Here is a 10,130-nt window from a genome sequence, read left to right as displayed (position 1 = left end):
TTCCCCTGCCATCCAGGGCAGCAGGTTTTCTTCCAGACTCAGGCCGGTGGCAGACTGTAGCCCCAAGGCCACATCCTCGGCCCGCACCGGCAACAGGGCCGAGAACTGCTCCCCGGCTTGAAAATCGTCCCAAAACTGCTGAAAGTCTCCCCCGGAGATGGCCAGCAGCGTATCCGTGGGCAGCCGCTGGGGCATCTGGTCAGCCTGGTTGCCGGTGGCAAAGGTTTGAGCACCTGGCTCTAGCCAGCTCACCCCCTGCAGAGCTACACCGCGATTTTTAACGGTCACGACCCCTATTAACCCCCGGGGGGCTTGAAAGGCACGCAGGCGACTGGGGGCAATAGGTGGATCAGCGGCCTCAGCTACGGTTTCGGCCAGCGCGGGTACATCAACGTAGAAGCGCGCCAAGGGACGGGTTTCGGTAATTTGCTCAAAGGCTTTGCCTACCCCAGGCCGATCGACTAAAGACTCGCCGCCTCGATAGGTATCGATCGCCCGTTTGAGCAAAGGTAGCTGGGGGCTAAGCACCGCTGTATTGGCACTTAGTACGGCGGCGTAGAGGGGGGCTTCTGCCGAACCTTCAATCTGTTGTAGGGCCACTCCTCGGTAGGGGGCATCTTCGACCTGATTGGCCTGGCCCAGGCGATCGCCCAGGTCATTTTGGGCACGGTTGGCATCGGCAATGGGCAACACCATCACCACATTAGAACTAAGGGCTAGCTCGGGGGCTGGTAGCGAGCGCGGCAGGTCAGTGGGGGGCGACGCATCAGGCAGCACCGCCAGGGTAATTTCAGGGCCAACCCAGGGTTGAATATCGCGGGCAAAGGTGAGATTTTGGTCAGCCAGCAGGCGATCGCGCCACTGCACTAAAAGCTGTTCAAACTGGGCCTGGGTGGCCTCGGTGCCAAACTGGCGCAGCCGCCGCCACTGAGCCTCATCGCTAGAGAGGGCAACCACCACCAGCGCATCAGCCGGAATGGCGTTGGCCCCAGCGGGCAGGGTTTTAGCTAACTGGCCCCGGCGGGCAGCGACCCAAAAGCTAAGAATACCGCCACCAATAAACAGCAGAGCCGCTGCCACCATCAGCGGCAGCGGGGGTTTCTTCAGCAGCAGCTTGTTTTGCACCACTTTGGCAATACCCCTGGGGACTAAGCGAATTTGCCCTGCCACTTTAGCAAAGAACTTCAGAGAAGAACCACGCGCCAGGGTATGCCTAGCCCCAACCCCTAGGGCGAGTCATCAATTCTGCTTAGAGACCTGGGGAACCGGCTTTACCCACAATTGATGACAGTCCCTAGCGAAATCTAAAGTCGTAGCCAATGTAGCGATCGCCGTCGTAGAGCACCACCAGCCAGGTCTGGGGGTCAAACTCCAGGGGATAGGCCTCTCGTTCAGCCGGTAGGCCCGCCTCGGTTTTGCCGGGTGACAGCACGCAGTAGGGCGCATTGAGAAACTCCTGCACCGTCACTTTGGTAGCCTGTAGCTCAGTTTCCAGCAGTTTTTTGACCTGGTCGCGCGACACCAGCGACTTGGGCTGTTCTTGTCGAATGCAGGTAAAAGCCCCGGCCTCTTGAGCCTGCTCCTGATTGAGATTGGGCGTGATTAATAATGCCGCCAGCGCCAGCACCGACCCGCCTGCCACCAGTACCTGGCGAGGTTGGGGGCGGGATGCAGCCTCGCCATGGACCCGACCGCTCATCCGCACGGCTGGGGCCGGATAGGGGCGAGGGCCAGCCTGTGGCGAAGCCCAGTTCTGCGGCGATCGGTGCGATCGGTGCGATCGGTGCGATCGGTGTGACGACCGGCGCGAAGCACCCTGGGCATGCCCTAGAGGCAATTTTTGGGGAGAATTCTGGGGCGAACTCTGGGGCCGATAGTGCGACGAAACCGGATAAGACGAGCGTTGATCCATGGCTTGACCTTTGCTATCTACTGTTGGGGAATGGGAATCAGGGGGCTCCCAACTCTGCCGGGTATAGCAACCAGGGGCAAAGACCTGAACCCTAGCCAGCCCATTTCGTGGCATTAGAATTGGGAACACCACCTATTAGCTACCCGTGGGTAAAGAACCCATGAGCATCAGAAACTGGCACCAGCAGCGTCTGCAGGCTAGGGAAGACATTGTCTGCCGTTACGACCGCCGGAGGAACAGCGGCAGTGGGCAGCGCAGAGAGCAGGAGTAATTGATGAGTACAAGTATAGTACAGAAATACTATCTGACAAGCGGAAAGGGTTAGGTTTTTTTGTTACGGTTTGAGAAGCGCGATCGCCCCATTAAATCTGACCTATCTGACTCCATTCGGGCTGCGGTGGCCCCGGCTCAACCCCTATGAACACAACCATTGTCTGGTTTCGTCGCGATCTGCGGGTGGCTGACCACGAGCCGTTGCTGCGGGCGGCTCGGCGGGGCCTGGTGGTGCCTGTCTTTATCTTTGATCGCGCCCTGCTGCATCACCCCGAGACTGGGTCGGCTCGGGTAGCCTTCCTGCTGGCCGCCTTGCATGCGCTGGACACAGATTTAAAGGCTTTGGGTGGACGGCTGATTGTGCGATCGGGCGATCCGGTGCAGGTGCTGCCCGAGCTGGTGAAAGAAAGTGGGGCCGACGGCATCTACGCCCACACTGATGTTGAGCGCATCTATGGCCGGGTGCGCGATGCTCGTCTCAACCGGGCGCTGGCCCAGCAGAAGATGAAAATTCGCTGGTTTGAACCTGCCGCCAGTATCGAAGCCCTGGTGCCCTATCCCACCTACCGCGAGCTGTGGCACCGCGAGATGGGCCAGCCTCTGGTGCCCACCCCAGCCGAGGTGCTGGTGCCCCCCGATCTCACCAGCGCCCCCCTGCCCAATTTAGAGGTTCTGGGCCACCAGGCCGACGAGAAGCCTATTCCCCCCGCTAGCACTGCCGCTGCCCGCGCCCTGCTGCAAGGCTTTTTGATCGACAAGGCCGATCGCTACTACTGGCAGCTCTCTTACCCCAGCGCCGAGGCCACCACGGGCCTCAGCCCCCACATCAAGTTTGGTGTTATCTCGGTGCGGGAGTGCGTACAGACCATTCGCCAAGCCCCCGATTTGGGCGACCACCGCCTGCGTCGTAGCCATCAGCAGCTGATCTCGCGGCTGCGCTGGGGCAACGGGTTTACCCAGCGATTTCGCTATTTGCCCCAGCTAGAGCTGCGATCGCTCTACAGCATCTTTGACGACGACGGCTGGGCTTTTGATGCCGACCTCTACCGCGCCTGGCAAACCGGGCAAACCGGCTTCCCGATTGTGGATGCCGCCGCTCGCTGCCTGCAGGCCACCGGCGGTTATCTGGCGCTAAATTTTCGCACGCGGGCTATCTACGCCAGCTTTTTGAGCAACCTGGGCGGCATCGACTGGCGCTACGGGGCACTGCACTTTATGCGCCACCTGATCGACGGCGATTGCCCCATTGACCATTACCAGTGGGCCATGCAGTCGGGCGTCACCCACTGCGTCGACAAAACCTGGACTCGCATTTACAACCCCGGCCAGGTGGCCGTAGACCGCTGTGATCCCGAGGGCGACTTCATTAAGCGCTGGGTGCCCGAGCTAGCCGATGTGCCCGCGAGCCAGCTTGGCAGCCCACCGACGCTCTCGGGCTACCCGGCCCCCATGCTCAACTACAAAGCGGCCCGCCAGCGCCGGGTCAAACAGCTCGAAGCCCAGCGGGGCAAGTTTCTCAACGCCAGCAACCTGCTGCCGTTTTTGGCTCCCATGCCCTCAGATCTCACTCCCTTTGGCACTGACCTTTACGGCGGTGAGGTCGTTTGGGCCGCAGCACTCGTTGATGAGTTGTTTCCGGCAGCGCTACCCCTGGCCAATCTGGACCCTGAGCAGGCGGCGGCCCTACGTACCTGGTTTGTGGCCCATGTCGCCATTCAACCGCCCAAGTCGCGGCGGCGAAAGTCTAAGGCCGCCGCGACTGACCCTACCATTCGTCAGCTCAGCCTGTTGGATCTGGAGTAGCTCTTCTACATCCTTGCCCTTGCTGCCCAGGGTGAAAGGGCTTAGCCTATTCGAAACAGGCTATAGAGGGTAATGCAATGGATTTGATGGGTATGGTCAATCAGGCGATCGCCAGCCAAGATACCGAAGCCAGCGGCGGTTTGATGGGCTCGATTTTGGGTAGTCTTAACACCGCCCCGGTGGAAAACGACAAAATTGGCGGCATCGCCAACAACCTGCAGAGTGTGCTTCAGGCCAAGGGCCAGGGCAATCCGGGGGCGCTGATGGGGGTGCTGCAATCGGTAGCGGCGACTGGCGCAGTGGAGCAGCTGCTAGCGTCAGACCAAATTAGCGCGATCGCCCAGAGAGTCGGGGCTGACCCAGCCATGGTCAAAAGCGTCACCCCGCTAATCGCCCAGTTTCTGGTCAAGGGGTCAAATAACAGAGGCGGCGGGCTGCTGCAAAAAGTGCTCTCCGGTGAGGTTGACTTGGGCCAGATGGCGGGGCTAATCGGTATGGCCAACAAGTTTTTGTAGATCCAAGCAAGTCGCGCATTGCGGAAAATCTCTGGTCTAGAGGCCGGGTTCCTGGGGGGAGTGCCATCAGCGCTGGCATTTTCAAGGGGACCCGGCCTCTTTCGTGGCGGCTAAACCTGCTGAAGCCGCCTGCAGAAAGCCATCAGCATTGATATAGCCAGAGTCACCTGGGTTAGGACATCAATCAATCCTGAAAACGTTCAAACGTTTGAACGCTCGTCTGACAGACGTCCTAATCCGATTGGCTACAGCTATAGATCGGACTCAGCGCTGGAGCGACCACTGCACGGAAAGGGGGTATCCAGTTCGCGCCTGAGCCGCCGTTTAGCCGGGCTCAAGAAACTTGCCATTATCCCTCGGCGCTAATCTCAGCTGATCGCAACGCCGCGATCGCCCCCATCGCCAGGGTTTGGTAGGGTTGCGATCGGGGTACTTGATGCGCTGCGATCGCGGACTTTCCGGAAGATTATGCAAAATTTACATGTTGTTCATGCGATAAATGGATGGCTGATTGCAAAGCGTAACTAAAAATACAAAATCTGTTGCAGAGTTTGAATAACTTAAATTCAAATGCCGGGATGCAAGAGCGCATGAATGTTGGTTTTGACTCGGTATTTAGTAAGCCCAATTAAGTAAAAAATCGCGGAGATACGGTTTTATAAAACTCAAACTCGACTTCGCCGACATGGTCTGAGCCTCTTGGGAATCTGCTGCTTGGTTCAGTATTGACCTAATGGTGCTGCTGCTCTGAGACTTGTCTTCAGCCAGATTCTGCTCAAATAATCATCTATATTCCATTTGTTCTGCCAACGTGGCCACATTTTTGCTGGGCAATCTCTGTTTCTATGGAAATCAAAAGCTTAACCTCAGTAGCGCAAAGCCCCAGCAGAACAAAAAATAGGTGAATTCTAAAACCTCTGTGTAATTAGCACAGAAATTAGCCCAACGGCGATCAGCCGATATTCTGATCATTTTCTGTATTTACCGCTTTGCATAACCCTGGAGTGAATGCAACATGACTCGACTCAATCGCCGTAGATTTTTGACGACCGCTGGCACCGCTGCAGTGGGTACCGTGCTGCTCCATGCCTGTAGCCAGGGTGGGTCTAACCAGGCCTCAGAGTCGACGGAAGTAGCGCTTGACCCCGCCGATGCCCCCGAAACCACCACCGCTAGGCTAGGATTCATCGCCCTGACTGACTCGGCTCCGTTGATTATCGCCAAGGTCAAGGGTTTCTACGATAAGTACGGCATGACCGACGTGTCGGTTGAGAAGCAGGCTTCCTGGGGCACCACCCGCGACAACCTGGTGCTGGGGTCTGGCGGCGGCGGTATCGATGGGGCACATATTCTCACCCCCATGCCCTACCTGATTTCTGAAGGTATTGTGACCGACGGCAACAAGGTGCCGATGTACATTTTGGCTCGCCTCAACGTCAACGGCCAGGGCATTTGCCTGTCTAACGACTACACCGATTTGAAGGTCGGCGTCGATAGTGCCCCCCTCAAGGAGGCCTTTGCCAAGCGCAAAGCAGAAGGCAAAGAGCTGAAGGCCGCCATGACTTTCCCCGGTGGTACCCACGACCTCTGGATTCGCTACTGGATGGCCGCAGGCGGCATTGACCCAGACCAAGATGTTTCGACCATTGTGGTGCCCCCGCCCCAGATGGTGGCCAACGTTAAAGTGGGCAACATGGATGCCTTCTGCGTGGGCGAGCCCTGGCCCTTGCAGATGGTGAACCAGGACCTGGGCTACAACGCGCTGACCACCGGCCAGCTGTGGAAAGACCACCCCGAAAAAGCCTTTGGCATGCGGGCCGACTGGGTCGATGCCAACCCAAAGGCGGCCAAGGCACTGCTGATGGGCACTATGGAAGGCCAGATGTGGTGCAGCCAGCCCGAGAACAAGGAAGAAATGTGCCAGATTCTGGCAGAACGGGCCTGGTTTAACGTGCCCTTCGAAGATATTATCGATCGCTCCCAGGGCAAGTACGACTTTGGCCTCGAACAGGTTGAGGAGCTGCCCGACCTGATGCAGAAGTACTGGAACGACAATGCTTCGTACCCCTTCAAGAGCCATGATCTGTGGTTCTTAACTGAGAACATTCGCTGGGGCTATCTACCTGCCGATACCGATACTCAGGCCATGGTCGATGCGGTCAACCGCGAAGATCTGTGGCGCGAGGCGGCAACGGCCCTGGGGCAAGAGGCGATGATCCCTGAGAGCACCTCTCGTGGCGTTGAAACCTTCTTCGACGGCACCACCTTTGACCCCGAAAATCCTAAGGCCTATCTGGATAGCCTGGCAATCAAGCGAGTGTAACCCTGCCGTAGGGTGGGCACTGCCCACCTAAACCCTTAGCCCCAGCCCCTCTCCCTTGGGGAGAGGGGAATCCAAAGCGGGACTTGCCCTACCCCCACCCGGTCGGGAAAATCCAAAAGCCCCCATTCAAAAGTCAAAGTTTTCTTCGTTTTCCTCACCTGCCGCACGCCCTGGAGAGCGTTCTACCATGACAGCACCCCTCGATATTCGTCCGGCGCGATCGCGCTTTAACCTACAACACCTCAGCGGTCAGGCGTTGAACTGGCTCAAAGGGCTGATTCCGCCCCTGGTCGCCATCCTCATTTTTCTGGCCATCTGGCAGGTGCTCACCATGGGGCCAAACGCCAACCTACCCACCCCGGTACGCACTGTGCAAGACACCTGGGAACTGATTGTCAACCCCTTCTTTAACTACGGCGGTACCGATAAAGGTCTGTTTTGGCAGGTTTTTACCAGTCTGCAACGGGTAGCCCTGGGCTTTACTCTGGCTGCGATTGTGGGTATTGGCCTGGGCATTTTGGTGGGCACCAGCTCGTTGATGTACAGCGCGTTGGATCCGCTATTTCAGATTTTGCGCACGGTGCCGCCCCTGGCCTGGCTGCCGATTTCGCTGGCGGCGTTTCAGCAGGCCACTCCCTCCGCTATTTTCGTGATTTTTATTACGGCAATCTGGCCCATTATTATTAACACTACCGAAGGGGTGCGGCAAATTCCGCAGGACTACAACAACGTAGCGCGGGTGCTCCAGCTGTCTAAATCTCAATACTTTTTCAAAATTTTGTTTCCGGCCACGGTGCCCTATATTTTTACCGGCCTGAGAATTGGCATTGGCCTCTCGTGGCTAGCGATTGTAGCGGCAGAAATGCTGATTGGCGGCGTGGGTATTGGCTTCTTTATTTGGGATGCCTGGAACAGCTCTCGGATTAGCGACATCATTATCGCGATCGTCTACGTGGGCATTGTCGGTCTGCTGCTCGATCGCCTAATCGTGTTTGTCGGCGGCCTGGTTCTACCCGAAGAACAAAAACAGTAGGGTGGGCACCGCCCACCATTCTCCCGCGCCGCCGAAAGCCAAACTCCCCACGGTTTTGCAGTGCCGCGTTGGCCTAAATCTGTGATTCTGCCTGATGTTTGTGGTGGGCAGTGCCCACCCTACCTGCACTCTATCTCTGTTGCACCATGGCTGTATTTGTAGAAGTTGACCACGTCGATCGCGTCTTTAAGCTACCGACCGGAGGCGAATACATTGCCCTCAAAAATATCGATCTGCAAATTCACAAGGGAGAATTTGTATCGCTGGTTGGCCACTCGGGCTGCGGTAAATCGACCCTGCTCAACATTCTCTCGGGGCTAGACCAGCCCAGCGCGGGCGGCATTGTGCTAGAAGGGCGACAGGTAACCGAACCTGGCCCCGATCGCATGGTGGTGTTTCAAAACTATTCGCTGCTGCCCTGGCTAACGGTGCGCGAAAACATTGCCTTAGCCGTAGACCGGGTGATGAAAAAGCACCCTCAGCCGGTGCGCGATCGCATGATCGACCACCATATCGAGATGGTGGGTCTGCAAAAGGCGGCGAACAAGCGCCCCGGACAAATCTCCGGCGGTATGAAGCAGCGGGTGGCGATCGCCCGCGCCCTGGCGATTCGCCCCAAGCTGCTGCTGCTCGACGAACCCTTTGGGGCGCTGGATGCCCTGACTCGCGGTGGTCTGCAAGAGCAGCTAATGCAGATCTGCCAAGAGAACGAAGTTACCTGCGTGATGGTCACCCACGATGTGGATGAAGCGCTGCTGCTGAGCGATCGCATTGTGCTGATGACCAACGGCCCCGAAGCCCACGTCGGTCAAATTGTCGACGTGCCCTTTCCCCGGCCCCGCGAGCGCATGGAGGTGGTCAAGCACCCCAACTACTACAGCCTGCGCAACGAGATTGTCTATTTCCTCAACCAGCAAAAGCGGGCCAAGCTGCACAAGGCCAAGCCCGTGGTGGCGATGGCTGCCAACGGTTTAGAGAAGGTCAACCTGGAGCTAGGCTTTATTCCCCTGATCGACTGCGCGCCCCTGGTCGTCGCCAAAGAAAAGGGCTTGTTTGAAGCCCACGGCCTCAGCCATGTGACGCTGAACCGGGAGCCGAGCTGGAACGCGATCGCCGATGGCGTGGCCACCGGCCGCCTCGATGCCGCCATGATGGTGGCGGGCATGCCTTTGGGCATGACTATGGGCTACGGCAGCCAGCGACCCAGACCGATGGTGAGCGCCCTCACCCTCAGCCGCAACGGCAACGCCATCACCTTTAGCAAGCGCCTGTTTGAAGCCGGGGTGCGATCGCTAGCCGACTTCAAAGCGGCGATCGAGCGCCGCCCCGACCAGGTGCACACCCTGGCGGCGGTGCACCCCACCTCGATGCACAACCTGCTGCTGCGCTACTGGCTGGCCTCCGGCGGTATCGACCCCGATCGCGACGTCAGCGTCACGGTGATTCCGCCCGCCCAAATGGTCTCGACCCTCAAGTCGGGCTCCATCGACGGCTACTGCGTGGGCGAGCCCTGGAACGCTCGCGCTGTCAGCGAAGGGCTGGGTGTGGTGATGGCGACCGACAATGACATCTGGCCCGGCCACGTCGAAAAAGTGCTGGGCGTCACCGAAGCCTGGGCCAACCAGTATCCCAAAACCCACGTGGCGTTGGTTAAGGCTTTGCTAGAAGCCTGCGAGTACTGCGACGATCGCCGCAACCGCGAAGAAATTGCCGAGCTGCTGGCCCAGCCCGAGTACGTGGGGGCCGACGAGACCCACATTCGCCAGGGCTTTGTAGACCCCTACAACCGGGGCGACGGCAGCGCACCCGAGCCGGTGCTCAACTATATTCAGTTTTTCACAGGCAAGGCCAACTGCCCTGACGTATCGGAGGCGGTGTGGATGATGACCCAAATGGCTCGCTGGGGCATCACCCCCTTCCCTCGCAACTGGTTGGAAGTGGCCGAGCGGGTGAAGCGGGCCGATATCTTTGGCCAGGCTGCCCGCGAGCTGGGGATGCTGGACATTGGCCGCGATCGCCGCCCCAGCCATCTCTTTGACGGCATTGAGTTTGATCCCGACGATCCGCTGAAATATCTGGATCAGTTTGCCATCAAGCGCGACCTGCGCATCGAAGAAGTGCCGATGGATGCCGTGAGCGCTTTGTAGCTCAGAAACCGGGTTTCTAGCCCTAACCCTCTGGTTCTAGCCGCATCTACCGCAGAAACCCGGTTTCTACCCCGCCTCCTTTCAACTTCTCCCATCTCCCACCCATTCGCTCGCACCCCTCATT

8 protein-coding genes are annotated in these 10,130 nt (G+C 58.4%); 5 read left to right on the top strand and 3 right to left on the bottom strand.

What is annotated here, in order from left to right:
* On the bottom strand, positions 1-1,170 hold a 1,170-nt coding region (locus IQ273_RS24995; RefSeq protein WP_194025858.1), incomplete at its 3' end, for a DUF3352 domain-containing protein.
* A 124-nt stretch (positions 1,171-1,294) separates the two neighbouring features.
* Complete coding sequence (locus tag IQ273_RS24990; protein WP_194025857.1) at positions 1,295-1,912, bottom strand: hypothetical protein; 618 nt, start codon at positions 1,910-1,912, stop codon at positions 1,295-1,297.
* A gap of 417 nt (positions 1,913-2,329) precedes the next feature.
* Between IQ273_RS24990 and IQ273_RS24985 the strand changes: the two genes are divergently transcribed.
* Both IQ273_RS24985 and IQ273_RS24980 read left to right on the top strand, forming a co-directional pair.
* Entirely contained in the window at positions 2,330-3,988 is a 1,659-nt protein-coding gene (locus tag IQ273_RS24985) for a deoxyribodipyrimidine photo-lyase (RefSeq protein ID WP_194025856.1), read from the top strand.
* Between the two features lie 77 nt (positions 3,989-4,065).
* Positions 4,066-4,503, top strand: coding sequence for a hypothetical protein (locus IQ273_RS24980; protein ID WP_194025855.1), 438 nt, complete (start codon positions 4,066-4,068; stop codon positions 4,501-4,503).
* Between the two features lie 324 nt (positions 4,504-4,827).
* Here the strand turns inward: IQ273_RS24980 and IQ273_RS24975 are convergent, their stop codons facing one another.
* A complete protein-coding gene (locus IQ273_RS24975) occupies positions 4,828-4,977 on the bottom strand; it encodes a hypothetical protein (protein ID WP_194025854.1) in 150 nt (49 codons plus the stop codon).
* 541 nt (positions 4,978-5,518) lie between these two features.
* Here IQ273_RS24975 and IQ273_RS24970 point away from each other — a divergent pair.
* The 3 genes from IQ273_RS24970 (at position 5,519) to IQ273_RS24960 (ending at position 10,006) form a co-directional block, all read left to right on the top strand.
* The gene (locus IQ273_RS24970; protein WP_194025853.1) at positions 5,519-6,826 is read left to right on the top strand and encodes a CmpA/NrtA family ABC transporter substrate-binding protein; all 1,308 of its coding nucleotides are present in this window, start codon (positions 5,519-5,521) and stop codon (positions 6,824-6,826) included.
* Between the two features lie 187 nt (positions 6,827-7,013).
* Positions 7,014-7,859 carry a nitrate ABC transporter permease gene (gene ntrB, locus IQ273_RS24965; RefSeq protein WP_194025852.1) on the top strand — a complete coding sequence of 282 codons (846 nt, stop codon included), beginning with the start codon at positions 7,014-7,016 and terminating at the stop codon, positions 7,857-7,859.
* A gap of 146 nt (positions 7,860-8,005) precedes the next feature.
* Entirely contained in the window at positions 8,006-10,006 is a 2,001-nt protein-coding gene (locus IQ273_RS24960) for a nitrate ABC transporter ATP-binding protein (protein ID WP_194025851.1), read from the top strand.
* The last annotated feature ends 124 nt before the right edge of the window (positions 10,007-10,130 follow it).

This window comes from Nodosilinea sp. LEGE 07298 (assembly GCF_015207265.1).
Classification (GTDB): Bacteria; Cyanobacteriota; Cyanobacteriia; order Phormidesmidales; family Phormidesmidaceae; genus Nodosilinea.
The sequence above is the reverse complement of the archived record's forward strand: the minus strand, read 5'-3'. Positions and strand labels throughout refer to the sequence as shown.

Bases quoted from the DNA above. Each gene is read 5' to 3' on its own strand.
- IQ273_RS24985 (WP_194025856.1), top strand. From the start codon at position 2,330: ATGAACACAACCATTGTCTGGTTTCGTCGCGATCTGCGGGTGGCTGAC.
- IQ273_RS24980 (WP_194025855.1), top strand. From the start codon at position 4,066: ATGGATTTGATGGGTATGGTCAATCAGGCGATCGCCAGCCAAGATACC.
- IQ273_RS24990 (WP_194025857.1), bottom strand. From the start codon at position 1,912: ATGGATCAACGCTCGTCTTATCCGGTTTCGTCGCACTATCGGCCCCAG.
- IQ273_RS24970 (WP_194025853.1), top strand. From the start codon at position 5,519: ATGACTCGACTCAATCGCCGTAGATTTTTGACGACCGCTGGCACCGCT.
- ntrB (WP_194025852.1), top strand. From the start codon at position 7,014: ATGACAGCACCCCTCGATATTCGTCCGGCGCGATCGCGCTTTAACCTA.
- IQ273_RS24960 (WP_194025851.1), top strand. From the start codon at position 8,006: ATGGCTGTATTTGTAGAAGTTGACCACGTCGATCGCGTCTTTAAGCTA.